14 protein-coding genes are annotated in these 20,392 nt (G+C 58.6%); 9 read left to right on the forward strand and 5 right to left on the reverse strand.

Translation table 11 applies throughout. The features are described from left to right. Positions 1–28: 28 nt before the first annotated feature. Complete coding sequence (locus MP439_01760; GenBank protein MCI2974790.1) at positions 29–1,576, forward strand: AMP-binding protein; 1,548 nt, start codon at positions 29–31, stop codon at positions 1,574–1,576. A gap of 169 nt (positions 1,577–1,745) precedes the next feature. Here MP439_01760 and MP439_01765 read toward each other — a convergent pair whose 3' ends face one another. Both MP439_01765 and MP439_01770 read right to left on the reverse strand, forming a co-directional pair. Then, positions 1,746–2,513: a PIG-L family deacetylase gene (locus tag MP439_01765; GenBank protein MCI2974791.1), complete on the reverse strand. Its 768-nt coding sequence runs from the start codon at positions 2,511–2,513 to the stop codon at positions 1,746–1,748. After that, entirely contained in the window at positions 2,510–3,121 is a 612-nt protein-coding gene (locus MP439_01770; GenBank protein ID MCI2974792.1) for a hypothetical protein, read from the reverse strand. The genes MP439_01765 and MP439_01770 overlap by 4 nt, the downstream gene beginning before the upstream one ends. Positions 3,122–3,447: 326 nt before the next feature. Here MP439_01770 and MP439_01775 point away from each other — a divergent pair, with 326 nt between their 5' ends. The 4 genes from MP439_01775 (at position 3,448) to MP439_01790 (ending at position 9,491) form a co-directional block, all read left to right on the forward strand. Further along, positions 3,448–4,086: a hypothetical protein gene (locus MP439_01775; protein MCI2974793.1), complete on the forward strand. Its 639-nt coding sequence runs from the start codon at positions 3,448–3,450 to the stop codon at positions 4,084–4,086. A 59-nt stretch (positions 4,087–4,145) separates the two neighbouring features. After that, positions 4,146–4,874 carry a GntR family transcriptional regulator gene (locus tag MP439_01780; protein MCI2974794.1) on the forward strand — a complete coding sequence of 243 codons (729 nt, stop codon included), beginning with the start codon at positions 4,146–4,148 and terminating at the stop codon, positions 4,872–4,874. 68 nt (positions 4,875–4,942) lie between these two features. Next, positions 4,943–5,878: a pirin family protein gene (locus MP439_01785; GenBank protein MCI2974795.1), complete on the forward strand. Its 936-nt coding sequence runs from the start codon at positions 4,943–4,945 to the stop codon at positions 5,876–5,878. Positions 5,879–5,957: 79 nt separating this feature from the next. Continuing rightward, positions 5,958–9,491, forward strand: a complete 3,534-nt coding sequence (locus MP439_01790) for an ABC transporter ATP-binding protein/permease (GenBank protein MCI2974796.1) — start codon at positions 5,958–5,960, stop codon at positions 9,489–9,491. Positions 9,492–9,526: 35 nt separating this feature from the next. On the opposite strand, the gene MP439_01795 is transcribed toward MP439_01790, so the two are convergent. From MP439_01795 to MP439_01805, 3 genes are read right to left on the reverse strand one after another with little or no spacing between them, the layout of a single operon-like run. Continuing rightward, positions 9,527–10,378 carry a transglutaminase family protein gene (locus MP439_01795; GenBank protein ID MCI2974797.1) on the reverse strand — a complete coding sequence of 284 codons (852 nt, stop codon included), beginning with the start codon at positions 10,376–10,378 and terminating at the stop codon, positions 9,527–9,529. Next, on the reverse strand, positions 10,375–11,331 hold the full coding sequence (locus MP439_01800) for an alpha-E domain-containing protein (protein MCI2974798.1): 957 nt from the start codon (positions 11,329–11,331) through the stop codon (positions 10,375–10,377). Before MP439_01800 ends, MP439_01795 begins: the two co-directional genes overlap by 4 nt. Before the next feature lies 1 nt (position 11,332). Next, entirely contained in the window at positions 11,333–12,886 is a 1,554-nt protein-coding gene (locus tag MP439_01805) for a circularly permuted type 2 ATP-grasp protein (GenBank protein ID MCI2974799.1), read from the reverse strand. A gap of 884 nt (positions 12,887–13,770) precedes the next feature. On the opposite strand from MP439_01805, the gene MP439_01810 reads away from it, so the two are divergent. The 4 genes from MP439_01810 to MP439_01825 all read left to right on the forward strand — a co-directional run bounded on the left by MP439_01810 (position 13,771) and on the right by MP439_01825 (position 20,389). Further along, the gene (locus tag MP439_01810; GenBank protein ID MCI2974800.1) at positions 13,771–14,379 is read left to right on the forward strand and encodes a hypothetical protein; all 609 of its coding nucleotides are present in this window, start codon (positions 13,771–13,773) and stop codon (positions 14,377–14,379) included. Next, on the forward strand, positions 14,376–15,893 hold the full coding sequence (locus MP439_01815; GenBank protein ID MCI2974801.1) for a hypothetical protein: 1,518 nt from the start codon (positions 14,376–14,378) through the stop codon (positions 15,891–15,893). Before MP439_01810 ends, MP439_01815 begins: the two co-directional genes overlap by 4 nt. Continuing rightward, on the forward strand, positions 15,894–19,121 hold the full coding sequence (locus MP439_01820; protein MCI2974802.1) for an error-prone DNA polymerase: 3,228 nt from the start codon (positions 15,894–15,896) through the stop codon (positions 19,119–19,121). Positions 19,122–19,210: 89 nt separating this feature from the next. Beyond that, on the forward strand, positions 19,211–20,389 hold the full coding sequence (locus MP439_01825) for an ABC transporter substrate-binding protein (protein MCI2974803.1): 1,179 nt from the start codon (positions 19,211–19,213) through the stop codon (positions 20,387–20,389). The last annotated feature ends 3 nt before the right edge of the window (positions 20,390–20,392 follow it).

The following is a 20,392-nucleotide window of genomic DNA, read 5'->3' on the forward strand; positions in this document are numbered from 1 at the left end:
GTAGACATAGTTCGTAGGAGGGGGAGCTATGAAAGTCGAACTCAATGTCTTGGATTTCTTGTACCGGGCCGTAGAGGTTTTTCCGAACAAGCTTGCACTCGTCGACGATCCGGAGGTGCAGGGCGCCCTCGGCCGGTTGACGTATGCCGACATTGGTCAGCGCGTCAAAGGTATGGCTTCGACGTTGGACGCCATGGGCTATAAGGTAGGGGACCGGATTGGGATCGTCTCGCCGAACGCGGGCAAGTTTCTGATCTCGTACTTCGGGGTGTCAGGATACGGGCGTATCCTTGTTCCGATTAACTATCGACTCAACGCTGACGAGGTCCAGTACATCGTCAACCATTCAGGCACCCGGCTGCTACTGATCGATCCAGAGTACGCCGAGATCTTCGGCAAGGTCGAGGTCGAGCACCGGATAATCATGGATGGCGTCGAGGACAGTGAGCTGTTTGCACCTCTCAAAGAAGGGGCATCGATGCCAGAGTGGGCAGGTGATGAGGATTTCGCCTGTTCGATCAACTATACCTCGGGCACAACGTCTCGGCCTAAGGGTGTGCAGATGACGCATCGTAACGCATGGCTCAATGCCTCCACGCTTGGTTGGCATACGACGGTTACTGACCGAGACGTCTTATTGCATACGCTACCAATGTTTCACTGTAACGGTTGGGGGATGCCCTATGCCGTCACCGGCATGGGCGGGACCCACGTGGTGCAGCGCAAGATTGATGGCGAGAGTATCCTCTCCAACGTCGAAAACGAAGGTGTCACGCTGGCGTGCGGCGCTCCAGCGGTCTGGGCGGCGACCTTGGGGGGTGCTGAGAAGCGATCAAGCGAAGGTCGAACGATCCCAGGGCGTGATCTCATGCGTGTGGTCGCTGCCGGTGCCCCGCCACCGTCGCGCACCATCGAACGCATCCAAGGCGAACTTGGCTGGGAGTTTATTCAGATCTATGGGCTGACCGAGACGTCACCTTTGCTCACCGTCAATCGACGACCGAAAGAGTGGGACACGTTGGAGCCAGCAGAGCTCGCTCGCAAGCTTTCGATGGCTGGAACGCCGAGTATCGGAGTCCGGATTGCCGAAGACGTTGATGGTGAGGTGTTGGCCCAGGGTAATCAGGTTTTTAAGGGATATTGGGAGCAGCCGGAAGAGTCGGCAAAGGCGCTGGCGGGCGGTTGGTTTCACACCGGTGATGGCGGAACCTATCAGAACGGTTACCTCCGCATTCTTGACCGAAAGAAGGATGTGATCATCACTGGGGGTGAGAACGTCTCGTCGATCGAGGTTGAAGACGTACTCTTCCAGCATCCAGCAGTCGCCGAAGTGGCGGTCATTGGGGTTCCCGACCCAAAGTGGGGCGAAACGGTCAAGGCATTGGTGGTGTTGAAAAGCGGGGTAAGCGCAACTCAGGAGGAGCTTCAGGCGTTCTGCCGTGAACGGCTAGCGCACTTCAAGTGCCCAACGTCAATCGAATTCCGCGATGAACTTGCTCGCACGGCTACCGGCAAGCTGCAGAAGTTTAAGCTTCGTGCGCCGTACTGGGAGGGCAAGGAGCGCCTCGTCAATTGAGTCTCGCCCATAGACCCCTGAGGTTGTCATGACATCCAGGAGCTCATAGCCGATGTACGCATGAGGGGCGGACGAGTGCAGACCCAGCGAGTGCAGGCCGAACGATTGTAGGCTGAACGATTGTAGGCAGAGCAGGATTGGAGCTCGCCTGATCGATGGTGAGGGCCAATCAGAGGTCGGTGATTCGTTTGAAGTGCTCCTGATAGGTGGCACTAGCTGGGTCACGAGCGACATCGCTGAGGCGGGCTAGGAGCTGTTCCGTTGCATCGGGTGCGTTGGGATGTAATCCGTAGCTCGATTGGTACTGGCTTTGGTGGCATGCGAGTGCCTCGGCCTTGGTCGTCAGGTGTTCCTGGCTGAGGGTCTCGTGATGGTCTTCGACATCGGCCTCAAAGAGCAGAAGATTGTTTGGTCGGGCGGGGGTTGACGAGAGCTCTGGCCAAAACGTCGCGTCACGGGCTCTTACCAGTGCATCGATGACGATCTCGCCGGTGACACGATGGTCGGGATGAAGCCGATAGCGTTTCCACGGATCGTGGGTGATGACCACGTCAGGGCAAAGTGAACGCATAAGTGCAACGAGTTGCATCACTATCTCAGCGGCCATCTTGAGTTCACCGTCGATTTGTCGGTAGAAGTTGAGTGTTGTTGCCCCCAAAATGGCTGCGGCACGCTTGGCCTCCGCTTCGCGGGTGACGGCGAGTGCGAGCTGATCCTCGGTTACATTCCAAGTTCCTCGACGTCCATCCGTCAAGATCGCGACATGAACCTCGGTGCCCCGTTGTGACCACTTCGCCAGGGTTGCCCCGCAACCAAATTCAACGTCGTCAGGATGTGCACCGATGGCGAGCACGACGCCAGGATTGACGAGATCAACGGTGGTGTCGTGATTCTGAGCTACCAGGTAAGAGGCGAACCCATCGCGTTGTGAGGTCACAATATGCTCCAGAGTTCTGCGTGCGGGAACGTCTCTCGTGCGAGGACGAGGTCGCTAGCCGTATCGATGTCAAAGGCACCAGAAGATGGGTGAACCTCAATGGCAAGGCCAGCCGCAGCCGCAAGCTCGAGATGTGAAAAAAACGAGTTGTCACCGAATGCAAAGCGTGGAGCCTGCATTGAGGTAGGGACGCGGAGGAGGTTTGTCCCACTGAGGTGGGCATCAGGGGTGATGAGACACTGGGGTGATGGGCGAGTCTCACAGGTGGTGAGGCTGGTAAGAAAGGGGAGGTCGTTCGGGATGATGGCAATCGCCCGATAGCGTCCAAGTGCGGTCGAGGTTACCGCTTGTGTGAGCGCCTCATTGAGTTCACTGCCCTGCTGCAGTAGCGAAGGTATCCCAAGCAGGGTCCCCTCTGCGGCGGCAGCGTGGTTCTCGGCGAGCATGTAGAGGTCGCTCGTCCCGACAGCTTGCTTGACGCGTTCGAGACAATAACGCGTGAGTCGTTGGCGCTGATCTTGGGAGAGCACATCACGCAGTCGAGTTTTCGACGTTGCAGGGTCCCCCTGTAAAACTAGGTACGCGACGTCGTTGGAGCCCTTGGACACGTGAGACAGCTTAGCAACGAAGGGCCGACGGTCGCTGTCGTTGCTAAAGTGCTAATCCCTTTGCCTAAAGCGGTGCGTACGTCATCAGCAGCCAGCGCCGCCCCTTTGCAGTTTGCCGATTCCTGGTCATACCTGTCTCGTGTTGGCGGATGTTGTTCGTCTCAGCCTGCGTCTGTCACGATGGATGCGGCCGGGCAAGGAACGCTGGTAACTATTCCTCGATGTGCAGCCCTGCGGTTACTCCGTCGTTGGTGCATCGGGTATCCTGCTTGGATTCGTCGGGAACCAACGAGAACGTAGGTATACGAGACGCTAACCTTGGTCCAATGTCGATTGGAGTGGATGAGGTAGGACGAGGTGCCTGGGCGGGCCCGCTTGTCGTTGGAGCAGCCAGCGGTGACATCGAAGTCGCCTCACAGATCCTGAGGCGACGCGACAATGATGGTTATTACGATTCAAAGGCGTTGTCGCCACAGCGACGATCGGTGATGGCTGCTCGGCTCGTCGATGCCGGATTGGTGTTTGGTCTAGGATCTGCGACTGCCCATGAGATCGATGCTAAAGGATTGACCAAGGCGCTCGCGCTCGCAGCAGGGCGAGCACTCGTGGATCTTGGCCCCCAACTAGTAACTGGGATTGACGATCATCAGCTGTTGCTTGATGGAGCAGCCAACTATCTGGCTGACGCCGGAGCCGTTATGGTTGTCCGTGGGGATCGAACCCATCCGTTGATTGCAGCCGCCTCGATCGCCGCGAAGTTGGCACGGGATGAGTGGATGATCATGTTGGATGCTGAGCTGCCATTTTGGGATTTTAGAGCCTCCAAGGGTTACGGTTCACCACGCCATCGCTTCGGTCTCTCTTGGTTGGGTCCCTCTGTTGAACATCGCCGTTCGTTTCGCCCAATGTCTGAACTTCAGCTCCCAGCTAGTGGTCATTTCTCCTCCGCCGTTCGCACAAAGTAAACTCAGTGCAGTGATCACGACGTATGGGGATGGCCGGTGCTGAGTAGGGATGATGATTTGTGCTAGAGCATCGATTGGATGGCGATTCGGGGCTACCGCTGTGGGCTCAGCTTGCTGAGGCGTTGCGAGAGGGTATCGAAGTCGGGGACTTTGATGGTCGTTTTCCGTCCGAACCGGAGCTGGTTGAGCAGTTCAAGGTCTCCAGGTCGACCGTTCGTGAGGCGATTCGCTACCTACGCTCAGAAGGCTATCTAGAGGCGCGCCAAGGCAAAGGGACGTTTGTCGTTGCTCGCGAGAGCTTCGATTCGTTGCGCAGCCATCGATTTTCCCTGGCCGGGAGGATCGCCGAGTCAGGCCTCGAGGAGGTTGCCCGGCTGCTTGGCAAAGGGTCGGTACGTGATCCTGAGCTAGCGGCTCGCCTCGCGCTGGGTTCGGATGAGTTTTTTCTTATCGAGCGATTACGTGGTTCACAACATGAGAGTTTTGCACTTGAGCGAGCCTATCTCCCGCGGGTGAACGCCTTGAGCTTTGACGATGTTGACTTGACGCAGGCTGGCTCTCTATACTCGGTGCTGCAGTCGGGAACTGGGATCACCGTCACTGCTGGATTTGATGAGGTCTCGGCTGCGATTCCCTCGGATCGGGAGGCGAAGCTGCTCGGCATCACGGGGCATGATCCGGTGTTGGTCGTAGAGCGTTGCGCCTATTCTCACCATGAGTTGGTCGAGTTCCGGAGGACGACGCTCGTCCCGGGTCGCGTGCGCTTTCGTGCCGAATGGGGCCGCTAGAACGCCCTGGCAACCCACGGCAGCTGCTAGGATAATAGTTGCAGCTGCAATGAGATTCGAGGTGTGCGATGGAATCGGTAGAGTTCGTGAATACCCCAGTCGTGACGGCGACGACAGGGGAGGGCCGTGTTGAGCGACTTCCGCGTCGTCTAACGACGGCGCCAAGTGGCCTCGAGGGCGAAGGGTTTCCTGTGAAGAGGGCTTTTGCCGGTGTGCCCATGTCGGAGCTGGATCCGTTCGTCCACATGGACGAGATGGGCGAGGTCGACTATGGGCCGGGTGAACCCAAGGGAACGCCGTGGCATCCGCACCGGGGATTCGAGACCGTGACCTACATGATGGAAGGTGAATTCATTCACCAAGACTCCATCGGTGGCGGTGGTAGTCTCGGACGTGGGGACACCCAATGGATGACGGCGGGGGCAGGCATTCTCCATATTGAGCAACCTCCTGAGCAGCTCGTGGTCACTGGGGGACTGTTTCACGGGCTGCAACTCTGGGTGAATTTGCCGTCCAGACAAAAGTGGGTTGATCCAAGGTATCAAGATATCGGCCACACGCAGGTCGGCCGTGGCACGAGCCCACACAAGGATGTCGAGCTGCGAGTCATCGCTGGTTCTCTCGATCCGGTGCAAGGACCTGGGGTCACGTATACACCGATCAACATGGTTCACGCAACGCTGCACCCTGGTGCCTATATCAGCCTCGATTGGCCCCGTGCGTTCAACCTTTTGACCTACGTTATGGAGGGTCGCGTTCAATACGGCTCCACCCGAATCGATGCCCAGGCGGCCCAACTCGCCGTCTTTGCTGAGGGTGACTTTTTTTCAATCGCGAATCCAGGCCAGATCGATGCCGAAGTGGTCATCCTGGGCGGTCGCCCAATCGGTGAGCCTGTCGCTCACTACGGGCCCTTTGTGATGAACACACGAGAAGAGCTGGAACAGGCGATTGCTGACTTCCAGGCGGGGCGTATGGGTCAGATTCCTGTCGCGCACCTTTGAGCTCATTTCGAGGCCCTCAGCGGCTAGGGTGGTTGTAATTAGCAACTTATAAGGTGGTAACAGGTTGGCAAAAGGGTGGATGTCGCGACTCCTCGGCGTAGTGCTGACCCAACGCAGGGAGTTGATCATCGCCTTGTCCACCTCGATTCTTGGTACTGTTGCGACGCTGTTGGTCCCCATCTTTGAGGAAGCTTTTGTCGATGGCCTCAGCAGTCATCACGCCGAGAACGGTTGGCTCGTTGGCCTCATCGCCTTGGCCTTGGCTGCCTTTGGGTTGGCGTTCCTGCGTCGCTACTTCGGCGGACGCCTTGCCCTCGGGGTGCAGCACTACCTGCGAACCCGGATCTTCAACCACCTCCAGCGGATTGACTTCGCCGCCCATGACAGCTTGCAGACCGGTCAGCTCGTCTCCGAAGCGAATGCCGATGTCTCGCTCATCCAGGGTCTTTTGTCATTCCTCCCACGACTTTTCGGCAATGCCCTCTTGGCACTGCTTTCAATGGTGGTGATGGCGGTGGTTTATTGGCCACTTGCCCTGATAGTGGCTGTATCCCTGGTCATTATCGGGGTAGCGTCGATTCGCTTGCGTAAGCAGATTTTCCCCGTGAGTCTCATTGCTCAAAAGGAAAAAGGCGCCGTCAACGAGGTTGTTGAAGAGACGGTACGAGGCATCGCTGTCGTGAAGGGCTCAGCCCTTGAGGACGTGCAACTTAATCGCCTCCATGACAGGGCGACGCGCCTGTACCGAGCACGCGTGGCGACGATTTGGAGGCAGGCAAAACTGCAAGCATTTTTGCAGCTGGTGCCGCTGGTCACCGAGGCGTTGGTGATCGGGATCGGTGGGTATGCCGCCATCAATGGCGACCTCACCATCGGAGCTTTCCTTCTTTTCACCACCTACATCGTAGAGTTGATCCTTCCGGTGCGTCAGCTTTCGGTGTTAGTTGCCCTCTCTGAACAGGCTCGAGCTGGAGTTGAACGGATCTTCGGACTCCTTGACACCAATCCGGCGATTGTTCAACCAGCGAACCCCTACGTTCCAGTTGCTGTCCAGGGCACCATTGAGTTCGAGGACGTCGCCTTTGCTTACAAGCCCGGGGTGCCGGTGCTCGATGGACTGAATCTCACGATTGAGCGTGGCGAGACGGTTGCCGTGGTCGGGGCCTCTGGATCAGGAAAGTCCTCACTGGCACTGCTCGTACCTCGCTTCTATGAGCCCCAACGTGGTGCTCTCACCATCGATGGTGTGCCCGTCAACCAATGGGATCTCACGTCACTGCGCCAGTCGATCGGCATCGTCTTCGAGGAGAGTTTCCTTTTCTCAGATACAATTCGGTCCAACATCGCTCTCGGTCGGAAGGACATCTCCGATGCCGAGATCGTGCAAGCCGCCGAGGCGGCGCACGCTGATGACTTCATTCGTCAATTGCCGCTGGGCTATGAAACCGTCGTCGGCGAACGGGGTGTCCGACTCTCGGGTGGTCAGCGCCAACGGATCGCCCTCGCCCGTGCGTTGCTAGGATCACCCCCGATTCTGATTCTTGACGATGCCACGTCGTCGGTTGACCCCGCGACTGAGGCAGAGATTCTGGCGGCGATTGGAGCGGCTGGAAGTGGACGAACGATGATTCTCATCGCCCATCGTCGCTCGACCCTGCACTTGGCCGATCGCATTGTGCTGATGCAGGGTGGTCGGATCCTTGCGACTGGAACCCATGAGCAGCTGCTCGCAACCGAACCTGCCTATCGTGAACTCATGAGCGGCGAGAGTGACACCATCGTCGAGACGCCAAGGATTGCCCTGGTCGCAGGTGATGCCCCGGCCCCGACGCAGACAAAGGAAGAGTCGGTCACGATTCCAAAGATGATTGATCGTCGCGTTGAGCTTGGCTGGATCGACGAGCGCTTTCGGTTTGGAAGTCTCTTTCGACTGATTCGGGTGGGGGTCGTCGTGGGGGCGGTCTTGGTTGCCCTGGATGCGCTCTTGAGTTTGGCCTCGCCGCTCGTGCTTCGATCTGGCATCGATGTTGGCGTGTTGCATCACGCGCGTTCGTTGGTGCTTGCTGCGGCTCTTGCGCTCGGGGCTGTTTCTGTGGTCGACCTCGTCGTCGTCATCCTCGAACAGGTGATTGCTGGCTTGGCCGCAGAGAAGTTTCTGCTGCTTTTGCGGTCTCGGATCTTCCAGAAGCTCCTCCGACTCGATATGGACTACTACGAGACTGAGATGTCGGGACGAATCATGACCCGCATGATCAGCGACGTGGATGCGTTTTCGAACCTCGTGCAAAATGGCCTGATCACCGCTTTGGTGTCGGTCGTATCATTTGGCTTGGTGTTGGTGGTGGTGATCGTGATCGCACCGAGTATTGCGCTGGTTCTCGTGGCGAGCCTGCCACTGACCATCGTTGCCAGTGTGATCTTTCAGCGGTATTCGAACCGCGCCTACACGATGGCTCGCGAGCGGATCGCTGCAGTCAATGCCAACTTTCAAGAGCAGGTCTCTGGCGTGCGGGCGTCGCGAGCCAAGAATCGCCAAGGAGAGGCCATCAACCGTTTTGACTCGTTGAGCAGTGGTTATCGTGACGCGAGGATGAATGCGCAAAAGGCGATATCAATTTACTTCCCCTTCCTGCTCATGTTGGCCGATGTCACCACCGCGCTCACCCTCCTCTATGGCGGATCGCAGGTGTTGAGCCATACGCTTGCAGTTGGGACCCTGCTCGCGGCGACACTCTATGTCAACCAGTTCTTCTCACCAATTCAACAGCTCTCCCAAACCTTCGACCAGTTCCAACAGGCCAGGGTGGCGGCCCGTCAGATCCGTCGGCTCATGGCTCAAGATATCTCCATTCATCCGACGCAAAACCCAGTAGCGGTGCCAATGTTGCGGGGCGATGTTGCTTTTCGGTTAGTGACCTTCCAATATCCCCAAGCAGGCCGGCCCTCGCTGGACTCAGTAAGTTTCGACGTTCCCGCCGGATCACGGATCGCCTTTGTAGGCGAGACGGGGGCTGGCAAGTCGACGATCGCGAAGCTCTTGGTCAGGTTCTATGATCCAACAGGGGGCTCGATCACCGTTGATGGGATCCCACTTCGCGAAGTAGACCTTACGAGTTATCGCTCCCAGGTTGCCTATCTTCCCCAAGAGCCATTTCTCTTCACCGGCACGATAGCGGAGAACGTCGCCTTTGTCCGTGCTGACGCGACATCGGCTGAGGTGGAGCGCGCGTGCAGGATGGTCGGCCTGGGCGACTTCTTAGACCACCACGACGAGGGCGTTGATTACCAGATCGGTGACCGTGGGGCTCGTCTTTCTGCTGGTCAGAAACAGTCGGTGGTGTTAGCTCGATTGATCGTTCAGGATCCGCGGATTGTGATTCTCGACGAGGTCTCCTCGTCGCTTGATCTCGTGGCTGAGGCGCAGATGCAGACCGCCCTTGACGAGGTGTTGGTGGGGAGAACGACCGTGGTGATTGCTCACCGGCTTTCGACGCTCCTACAGGCTGATCAGATCTACGTCCTCGCTCAAGGTAAGATCGTTGAGCAAGGGACCCATGACGACCTCATTGGCCAAGGTGGCCAGTATGCCTCGCTGTGGGAGTTGTCCGCCTAGCGCCGGGCTCAAAGGGGTGGGCCCACACGACAGGTCTACGCCTCTCGGATGACGCGGACATTGACCTCCATGGTTGAATCGCCGGCGCCACTGTAGATGCCAACGAGTGGAGGAACGTCGGTGTAGTCGCGACCCCGGCCGATCACGACGTAACGTTCGGGTGTCACGACTCGGTTTGTTGGATCGAGTGGAAGCCAGCTTCCGACCCACGCCTCGATCCAAGCATGACTTTCGGCATCGATGGGTTCGCCGATAGTGTCGGCTTGGTCTGGGTAGTAGTAGCCCGAGACGTAGCGAGCGGGTATCCCGATGCGACGGAGGAAACCGATGCCGAGATGAGCGAAGTCTTGGCAAACACCCTTGCGAATTGCCCACGCCTCCTCGGCCGAGGTGGAGACGGCGGTCGAGCCGACTTCGTACGTGAGACGGTCATTGATAAGGTCACTCGCCAGCTGAGCCGCCTCGCGTGGAGATGCGCTTGCGCGGAGCGTCTCAAGTACGGTTACGGTCTCATCGGTATCGTGGATCGCGGTTTTGTCGGTGGGATCGAGAAATTCAGCGAAGGTGTCAGAGAAGATAGGATCCTCGAAGTCTTGCCATGCCGGGGGATCGGTCAATGGCATTGGTCCGGGTCCGGTCTGGACCCGTGATCGAGCGACGATCGAGAGTTCCAGGTGGGGTTGATGGACTTCGAAGATGTGTGTCAGGGTTCCCCAATAGTCCTGGTAGCCAATGATGTGGGCCGTCGGCGTGATCGTGAGGCTTCGTTCCAGGACAAACTGTGATCGATCGGATTGGGGGAGCATGCGAGCCTCGTTGAACGAACCGGCACAGGGCCGAGTGTAACGATATCGCGAGGTGTGCTCGATCGAGAGCGTCCAACTCACCGTAGACTCCGTGGCGCCATCGTTGCTACCTCGCGTTGCCACGATTGAGCGCGTGCCTGTCCAAAGTATTGCTGGGTGATGGCGTCCGAGGCGAGCGAGCACGCGAGACTGAGATCCTCAAGGAGCGTCTCAATTCGTGTCGTGAGATCTTCTCTGGCGAGAAACGAGATGGTGGACCGGGCTTGCCCAAGAATGCGTTGTGCCGGTGGAGGCGCGGCGCTTCGATGCGTGTCAGGTGCGATGTGTTCAAGGCAGCGTTCCGCAGTCATAAGGCCAAATTGTACGCTGCGGGGAAAGAGACGATCGACGAGGAGAAACTCAAGAACATAGTCCGGCTCCACCTGTCCGTGATAGGTCCGGATGTAGAACTCGTAGGCCGAGCAGTATTTGAGCGTCGTCACCCAATCGCGGCTCTCCGGTGCTAGGACTAGCCGAAACTTCAAAAGACGCAACGTCATGTCCACGCGCTCGATGAAGGTGCCAAGTTGGAGAAATTGCCAACCGTCGTCTCGTGGAAAGCTCTCAACCAAGAGGCCAACAGTGATGGCGACGCGCTCATGTGCAAGTCTGACGTAGCGAAAGAACTCAGAGAGTGAGGTGGACCTACGGGGCATCTTCACCAAGAGGCGATCCGCGATATTGATGGCCTCGTAGACCTCGCTCGGCAGCAGTTCACGAAGACCACCGGCATTGCGTCGTGCGGCCACGATCGAAGAAGCGATGGAGTTTGGATGCTCAACGGAGAAGCCCAGTGTGGCAAAGAGTGTTGCCGAATCCATCTGCTTGGAGTCGAGTTCGTCGAAGCCAAGGGTGGAGAGAAAGGATTGCTGTGGACCAGATGATCCCGATTCGAGTTCGTGATTGAGGTGCACCTCGAGGATGCGAGCGGTGTCATCGGCGCGCTCGAGGTAACGGCCCAGCCAGAAGAGTGACTCTGCAATCCGGACTAACACGTCATGACTCCTGCTGCTTGGCGACCTGGAGCGGATGGTCGACGGTCGCTGGTTGTCGCCCATTGCCGTTTGCGGTTACAGGGTGATCGATCGTGGGGTCGAGATCTACGGCGCGGGCCGAGGCGTCGAGTACCCACGTGTCCTTCGAGCCCCCGCCTTGTGACGAGTTAACGATCAGGGAGCCCTTTGGAAGCGCTACTCGGGTGAGACCGCCAGGGAGCACCCAGATTCGGTCGCCCTGGTTAACGGCGAAGGGGCGCAGGTCGATGTGGCGCGCTTCGATGCCTTCAGCAACTTTGGTCGGGCACGTTGAGAGCTTCACAACCTCTTGAGCGATCCAGCCTCTAGGGTGAGCCTCGATCGCCTCGCCGACGGCGGTGAGTGTTGGCTCATCGGCGTCGGGGCCGATCACGATGCCGGCACCTCCAGAGGCGTCCACTGGCTTGAGTACCAGCTGGTCAAGTCGGCCGAGGACCCAAGCGCGTGCCTCAGGATCTTCGAGCCGATATGTCGGCACATTGGCCAGCACTGGCTCTTGACCCAGGTAATAGCGAATCATGTCGGGTACGTAGGTGTAGGTGAGCTTGTCGTCTGCGACACCGTTACCGATGGCATTGGCAATGGTGAGATTGCCCGCCCGCACACAGGTAAGGAGGCCAGGCACGCCGAGGAGTGAGGAGGGTTCAAAATACAGCGGGTCGAGAAAGTCGTCGTTGATCCGTCGGTAGATGACGTCGACTCGTTGATCACCGTTGGTGGTGTGGAGATAACAAACGCCATCACGGCAGGTGAGGTCGTTGCCCTCGACAAGATCAACCCCCATCTGCCGAGCAAGGAACGTGTGCTCGAAATAGGCGGCGTTATAGACTCCAGGTGTCAACAGAACGACCTTCGGATCGGAGGTGGCACTGGCCGGAGCCGCGGCGACGAGGGCTCGGAGAAGCTCGGAGGGGTAGTTGGCCACCGGTCGTACACGATGTCCACGGAAGAACTCAGGAAAAATCCGTGTCATGGAGCGTCGATTCTCAAGAACATAGGAGACTCCAGAAGGCGTTCTCAGGTTATCTTCGAGCACCATCAGAGCACCATCAGAGCCCCTGACGATATCCATACCTGAGATATGGATGCGGACACCATTGGCAGGTGTAAGACCGTAGGCATGGCGGAGAAAGAGCGAAGAGGAGAGGACGAGACGACGAGGAACGACGCGATCCTTGAAGATCTGCTGTTGGCTAAAGATGTCGTCAAGGAAGGCCTCAAGAGCGCGCACGCGCTGGATCACACCAGCTTCAAGTGACATCCATTCCTGCGCGGAAATGATCCTCGGGATTGGATCGAGAGGGAAAGGAGCCTCCGTCCCTGCAAACGAGTAGGTGACACCACGGTCACGAAACGAGAGATCACGTTCCTGACAACGCTGCTCGAACTCGGCTTCGTTGAGCTCCTGCAGGGCACTATAGAGTTCGACGCAACTAGGGCGCGGCACGCCTGGACCTTCGAGCACCTCATCAAAGGTGTTCGAGACGGCGTACGCGTCAAGGAGGGTGTTCTCCATGTCGAAACCTTAGCAGATCTCGCCCTTACGACGCTCTCATATCATGAATTGTTCACGTTCCTGGTGTGCCTCCACGTGATCGTGAACAAGCTTGGATTCTGTTTGGTGTGATCGTGATTGAGGTTGTGGATGATCATGAGGGAGATGGCCGGTGCGCTTCGGTCGTGGTGGCGGCGAATGACGTGCCCGGATCGGCGATGTTGATGGTCATGTTGCCTGCGAGGGTATGCCAAAGGCGGCGAGGAGTCTCGCTCTCTCGTGCGTAGCGAGGTAGATAATGTTCTCACTCGTCTCCTTGTCAAGATGGCTGACGATGGGTCCACAAGCCCTGGCCTACGTCGACCCAAGGATTGCACAAGCTGGCGATCCCTGGACTGGGCTCAAGGGCTGTGCGGGTTGAGCGGTACCATGAGGGAGGAGGCTTGAGTGTCGCTTCGCTGTCTGATCAAAGGGACGAGAACTTCAGTGGGTGGCGGCGCATGCTCTTTACCGTAGCACGATCTGGTGGGCCAAGCGAGCCATAATCGTCATAAACGAGAAAACCTGTAACGATCAAGCGTCGTGTGATGTAGTTGAGCAGACGCTGATGCCCTGTGATCGACACTCGCGATCAGGTGAGTGTGGACGGCAACTAGGTGTTGTTGATGTCATGACTCCGAACGAATGAAGGTCGACGACAACCTTTGGTTCTCGACGACATCGGTGTTCCTGGTGAGTGGGTTCATCCCCTCACCAAAGGTGTCCTAGATCGTGATTGCCTCAGGCACGGCGGCACGCTGATGATGTGAAGAGGCCTTCTTCGCGACGGTCAAGGTATTGGTCCGCATTGTGGGTGCGGGCACGGTATCGGAGGGAAAAGCGAACAGATGTATTACTATGGTCCTATGTCACAGTCGTCTGTCTCGTCACTTCTTCATGCGACCCAGTACCAGCCATCGACGGTGTTGCCGGTCAAGGACGAGTTTGTAGGGCTGATGCCAAAAGGTGGGTTGGTAACGGGCACGGTCGTGGCCGTGAGTGGTCTCGGATCCTACACCGCGGCGATCGAGATGCTGAGTACGACGTCACAGGCGGGTTTTACGGTCGCCCTAGCCGCCCTGTGTGACCTTGGGGTGATGGCACTGGCACAGACCGGTTGGGATCTTAGCCGAGTTGTGATGGTCGATGACGGCCCTGAGATGGCTCAGGTGATCGCCCTGCTGATCGCCGCCTTTGATGTCGTCGTTTTCGAGGCTCGTCTCATCGATCGCCATTGGCACCGGCTCGTAGCGCGAACGAGGGAACGCAAGAGCGCCTTGGTCGTTGTCGATCAGGATCGTCGTATTGGAGGTCATCGACAACGACCGCAGGTCACTCCTGATGTCACGCTGATCGTCGAAGAGTTTGGTTGGGCTGAGCCAAGTCGATTGAGCCCATTTGGGGCCCCGACACTGCATCTCTTGACCCAAGAGCATGGGCTTGTCATCGGCGCACCGACGGTGTTGACACGATGATGCTTGTGCAACCCCGACGTGTGGTGGTCGTGGACCTTGATGGTCTTGCGCTGCTCGCAGTCGAGGCAACGCAGGATGATTGCGTTGCGGTCGCCCATCGGGGGCGTGTGGCGGCATTCACCAAGGCTGCCCAAGCACGCGGTGTTGTCGTTGGCATGCGTTGCGTCGAGGCGATGGCACGGTACCCCGAGTTAGAGCTGCGAGAACGAGATGGCTATCGCGAGGAGCAGTGGTTGGCGCGGCTGCAGCGGATGTTTGATGACATCTCTCCTCACGCGCGTCGCAGTCGGCACGCGGTGGTTATCCCATCGGGCCCGATCGCGCGATACTTTGGGACGGAGGAGCGAGCGGTGGCCGCTGTCGATGTGGTTGGTACCGTGCTCGCTCGGACGTACCCCCAGTTGACGCCCAAGATCGGTGTCGGCGACTCTCTCTTTATTGCCTCTCTTGCAGCTACCCTCGGTCAACGAGTCCCTCCGGGTGAGTCGATCCGGTTTGCGGGTGAGCGCCGTGTCGAGGAGCTACTGCCTGAGTCGATGGCTACGTTGTTGCGCGAGGTCGGGTTGACATTAGTCGCTGATTTCCAACGTCTTGAGCCATCCACGGTGGCCGCACGCTTTGGTGGCAGGGGTCTGCATTGGCATCGTCTCTGTCGTCTTGAGGCTGATATCGGTGTCGTCGATGGAGATCCAGCCGACACCACAATGTGCACGACGACAGTTTTTGACGGTGACACGATCGAACACCTGTCGTTTCGTCTGATGCAGCCACTTGACGCGCTGGTCAGCACCGCCGAACAGCGTGGTCTTACACTCACCAAGGCTCATTTGACGCTCGTCACAACGACGGGTGAACTAACCAAGACGGTCGAGGTGCTCGATGGGGTCCGGGCAACCGAGCTGATCGCCCGACTGCGATGGTTTGAGCAGGCTTCGCGATTACATCGTGATCCGTTGGTCGAGGTGCGTATCGAGCCGATGCAGTGGTCGCCGTTACGCCGTCGACAGCTCACCTTCGACCGCCAGGAGCGTAAGGAGTCAGCGGTGCTTGCGACGCTCACCCGATTGGCGACGCTCTATGGTGATGATCGAGTTTTGGTGCCGGTTGTTCAGGGCGGTCGTTCTCTGTATGAGCGAGGAACCTGGATGCCCTGGAGTGGCCAATGGCCGCTACCAAATCAGTCGAAGGATGATCAGGCCCCTTGGCCGGGTCATCTTCCCGGCGTGAGCCCAAGCCTGGTCTACCGACGCCCTCGGGAGGTTCGACTGCTCGATGCGGTGGGCACCCCGGTTGAGGTCACCGCAGATGGGGTGCTGACACGGGAGCCAGTGATGCTCGTTGTCGGCCACGATGAGCTTATTGTCTCGTCCTCGATCGGTCCTTGGGTTGTCGTTGAGCGTTGGTGGGAGCGACGTCGTCGGCGCTATGTGCGGCTTATGGTGATGACCTCGCAAGGGACCAAACTTGTGGTGAGGGAGGCACAACGTTGGTGGCTTGAGGGGGCGTTTGCCTAGATGACGGGGCTATTACCACGGGTTGAGAGATCGATCTCACGGCCGGATCTTAGTGATCTGGCGGGTGCTGCTATCGCCGAGAAGTCTTGCGTTGGGGGCTATGCCGAGTTGCACGCTCACAGCTATTTTAGCTTTCTTGATGGTGTCGTTTCGCCTGAGGATCTGGTGGTGGCGGCGAGCCGTGCGGGTCTTGCGGGCATCGCACTCACCGATCACAATGGCCTCTATGGGGTGCCTCGGTTCCTCGCCGCAGCCCGATCGGAAGGAATTCAACCGATTATCGGAGCCGAGCTGACGCTTGGAGAGGCACAGGTGCGCACGGTGGTGCCCGATCCCCAAGGTGAACATCTCGTCGTTTTGGCGGCCTCACTCCAGGGCTATCAAGCGCTTTCACGGACGATTGCCGAAGGTCATCTCGCAGGGGGATCGAAAGGGGTGTTCTCGTTGTCGCTCGACCAGCTGGCGGCGAACCAGCCTGACGGCGGTTGGGTCATCTTGACTGGTTGCCGCAAAGGCCCCCTCTCACGTGCCCTCCTCGAACAGGGGCCAAAGGCGGCTGAATCGCGTTTAGATGTGTTGGTAGAGCACTTTGGTCACGACGCGTTGGTGGTCGAGATCAGCGATCATGGTGATCCATTGGATGGTGTACGAGCTGATTTCTTTGCCAAGCTCGCTCATCGGCGATCGCTTCCACTCGTTGGCACCCACAATGTGCATGCCCTCGATGCTCGTGGCCAACGGATGGCAACGGTGGCGGCGGCGATCCGATCGAATGCCAAGCTTGCCGAGCTTGATGGGTATCTTCCAAGCGCTGGTGTACCCAGGTTGCGGACGCCGCGAGAGCAACACCGTCACTTTGCACGATTCCCCGGGGTACTAGCTCAGACCCTCGAGGTGATGGAGCGCTGTCGGTTCCCACTGGACCTGATCGCTCCAGGACTTCCACATTCGCTGGCCCCCGCTGGCGAGACGGATGCGTCCTGGCTTCGGCACCTAACGTTTGAACGGGCGCCCAAGCGCTACGGAACTATCGATGCCGAGCGTGTTGTGGGGGCGTACTCGCAACTCGTTTATGAACTCGATATCATCGAGACACTGGGGTTTGGGGGATACTTCTTAGTGGTCAACGATCTCGTCGATTTCTGTCGTCGAGAGGGGATCTATTGCCAAGGTCGGGGTTCTGCGGCTAACTCGGCCGTCTGCTATGCCCTCGGTATCACGAACGCCGATCCCGTCGCCCTTGGGCTCCTCTTTGAACGCTTCCTCTCACCGGAGCGAGATGGCCCCCCGGACATCGATGTTGATATTGAGAGCGGTAGGCGAGAGGAGGTTCTCCAATACGTCTATCGTCGTTACGGTAGAGAGAATGCTGCTCAGGCGGCAAGCCTGATCACCTATCGTGCTCGATCGGTCCTTCGAGATACGTCGCGCGTGTACGGCGTGCCAATGACACAGATCGATCAGTGGTCTCGCCAGATCGAGCGGCGCGGCTCGCTGCGAGCCTCACTCGAGGCACGCGATCATCGAGGGGAGCCCTTGCTTACGGTCCCAACGGACATCGCTGAGGCCGCACTCGGTCTTGAGCACGCCCCTCGGCATCTTGGCCTCCATGTCGGCGGGATGGTGATCTGCGATCGCCCGATCATCGAGGTGTGTCCGGTTGAGTGGGCACGCAAGGCCGATCGAAGTGTCCTGCAATGGGACAAGGATGACTGTGCTCAGATGGGACTCGTGAAGTTCGATCTTCTCGGCCTCGGCATGCTGGGTGCCATCCATGAAATGGTTGATCTTGTTGCCACGAGCGATGGGGTCTCGGTTGATATCGCTCTCTTGCCTCAAGAGGATGCGGTCTATGCCATGCTGCAACGGGCCGACTCGATTGGCCTATTTCAGGTAGAGTCACGCGCGCAGATGGCGACCCTACCTCGACTGAAGCCGACATGCTTTTATGATCTTGTCGTCGAGGTGGCACTCATAAGGCCAGGACCGATCCAGGGAGGATCGGTTCACCCCTATTTGCGCCGCCGCAGTGGTGAAGAGGAGGTGCGTTACTTGCATCCGCTGTTAGAACGTTCACTCGCCAAGACCCTTGGAGTGCCGTTGTTTCAGGAGCAGCTCATGCAGATGGCGATGGACGTTGCTGGATTCTCTCCGGCACAGGCCGATGAACTACGACAGGCGATGAGCTCCAGGCGATCGAGCGAACGCATGGAGCGACTCAAGCAGCGTCTCTTTGCCGGCATGGAGGCCAATGGTGTCGATGATCGCACCAAGGCCGAGATCTACCAGAAACTCTCGGCCTTCGCGAACTTCGGATTCCCTGAGAGCCATGCTGCATCCTTTGCCTACCTGGTCTACATCAGCGCCTGGTTTAAGCTTCACTACCCGGCGGCGTTCTATGCGGGTATCTTGCGTTCGCAGCCAATGGGTTTCTGGTCACCGCAGACGTTGTTGCGTGATGCCCATCGCCACGGGGTGCATGCGCTCCCTCCGGATGTGAATCGAGGAGCAGCAGCGACCACGCTACAGCGTGTGGGCGACAAGGTCTGCCTCAGGATTGGCCTCGATACAGTACGTGGCATTGGGACGGCGAAGGCGCACGCGATTATCGACGCTGGGCCTTATGACACCTGGCGAGAGCTCGTTGACCGTGTCGAACTCAGTGAGCCTCAGATGATCAACCTTGCCAAAGCAGGGGCGCTTGATAGCTGTGGTGAGCATCGGCGATCGATGATCTGGCAAAGCGGCGCGTTGGTCCATGACCGCGGGGGGCTCCCTAGTGTCGTTGCCATGGGCGTACAACCGAACTTTGCAGAGCTTACCGAGGGTGAGCGTCAGATGATGGAGTCACGAGCACTTGGCTTTGTGACCGATGGACACCCTATGGAACTCATGCGTGCGGCGTTGGATCGATCGGGTGTGGTGCGTTCGGATGCGCTTGGTGCCTTCGATGATGGTGCCAAGGTGACGGTGGCGGGTGTCGTGACCCATCGACAGCGGCCGGGGACCGCCAAGGGGGTCGTCTTTCTCAACCTCGAGGACGAGGCTGGTCTCGTGAACGTTCTGCTCCGCCCTGGGGCCTGGGTGCGTTTTCGCGAAGCAGCACTCTCGTCCGCGGTCATGGTGAGTGGGAGGCTGCAATGCAGTGGGGAGGTCAGGTCGGTGATCGCCTCGCGGGTGCTACCACTCGACGGTATCCCGATGCTGCACTCGCGTGATTTCCAGTAAGGCTGCACCCAGTCGCGTCAAGCAACCTGAAGCTCGCCGACGCTCGCACAGCACCCAGGACACCATCGGACGTGCTAGGGTGGTGGCCGATGCGACACCGGGCGATCACCACTGTACTAGCCTTGGCAGCGGGTGGGCTCGTCCTGACCAGCTGCGGGACGACCGCCACCAGCCACGCCGTCCCCCTTGCGTCCGCCCCAGGCATTACGGCTTCGAGTGTGCTTTTTGCGACCGAGATCAATGCTGAGGGCACCTCTCATCAGGATTCCCTTGATGAGGTAGCTGGCATGCAGGCGGTGTTGCGTCTTTTCGATCAACATCATGGGATTTTTGGACGACAGCTCTCGCTGGTGGTGAAGGATGACGCCGGGCAGGCGGCGATTGCTGCGAACGAGACCCGTTATCTCGGTGACACCATCGGAGCCTTTGCACTCATCGGTGATAGCCCTTCCACGGTGGCCCAGGCCGTCTCAACGCAGGCATCGAGTTCGGGCATTCTCCAGCTTTTCCCGAGTGGTATGGCCACAGGCCCCAACACGATCAATGCGACTACATCGCCAACGACCATCGCCGTTGACCTTGGAGCAGCCCTTCGTGATCTCGACCTCGCTAACGGGACGATCGGAGTCTTGGCCTCTGGCGCCATTCCCGATATTGCCCATGATCTCGGGGTGTCGTCGGTTCCTGTGCAGCTCAGCTACACCAGCGATGGCCAGCTCCAGGGGACGGATCAGTTGACGCGTCATGTTCCTGATCTGATCGTCAGCTTTGCCCCACACGCCGTGACGGCCAGGCTGCTCTCTCAGCTTGGTACCCTCAACGAGGCGCCAACGGTCATCGTCGTCGGCGACGCCGTGTCTCGTGCGACGCTTCTGGCGCAGGCCCCGACGTTTCATGGCACCTTGCTTCGCTTTGGCACCTGGGTTCCTCTAGGTGCGCTCGGCGATGCCTGGAATACCTATATTCGCGCGGTCATGGGGGAGATCAAGCCAAAGGTGGGATTGACCTTGGGTACCCTTGATGGCATCTATGCCGCAACGATGTCGGTTGAACTCCTGCGCTCGGTGGGTATTAACCCAAGCCGGCGGGCTATCTTGACCAGCGTCGCTCGTCAACGGTTCGCGCCAGCGATTCCAGCGTTGGGCCCCTGGAGTGCAACTACTGGGTTCCAAGGGGGGGTCCTGACCGGGACCGCCCACCCCCTTTACGTACAAGGGACTAACGTCAGCTCCACCCTGCCAAATCTGCCACCACCACCCAGGCTCTAGGTA

Source organism: Ferrimicrobium sp., from assembly GCA_022690815.1.
Classification (GTDB): Bacteria; Actinomycetota; Acidimicrobiia; order Acidimicrobiales; family Acidimicrobiaceae; genus Ferrimicrobium.

Excerpts from the sequence above, each read along its gene's own strand:
- MP439_01760 (MCI2974790.1), top strand. The coding sequence starts at position 29 with ATGAAAGTCGAACTCAATGTCTTGGATTTCTTGTACCGGGCCGTAGAG.
- MP439_01775 (MCI2974793.1), top strand. The coding sequence starts at position 3,448 with ATGTCGATTGGAGTGGATGAGGTAGGACGAGGTGCCTGGGCGGGCCCG.
- MP439_01785 (MCI2974795.1), top strand. The coding sequence starts at position 4,943 with ATGGAATCGGTAGAGTTCGTGAATACCCCAGTCGTGACGGCGACGACA.
- MP439_01790 (MCI2974796.1), top strand. The coding sequence starts at position 5,958 with ATGTCGCGACTCCTCGGCGTAGTGCTGACCCAACGCAGGGAGTTGATC.
- MP439_01805 (MCI2974799.1), bottom strand. The coding sequence starts at position 12,886 with ATGGAGAACACCCTCCTTGACGCGTACGCCGTCTCGAACACCTTTGAT.
- MP439_01810 (MCI2974800.1), top strand. The coding sequence starts at position 13,771 with ATGTCACAGTCGTCTGTCTCGTCACTTCTTCATGCGACCCAGTACCAG.
- MP439_01815 (MCI2974801.1), top strand. The coding sequence starts at position 14,376 with ATGATGCTTGTGCAACCCCGACGTGTGGTGGTCGTGGACCTTGATGGT.
- MP439_01820 (MCI2974802.1), top strand. The coding sequence starts at position 15,894 with ATGACGGGGCTATTACCACGGGTTGAGAGATCGATCTCACGGCCGGAT.
- MP439_01825 (MCI2974803.1), top strand. The coding sequence starts at position 19,211 with ATGCGACACCGGGCGATCACCACTGTACTAGCCTTGGCAGCGGGTGGG.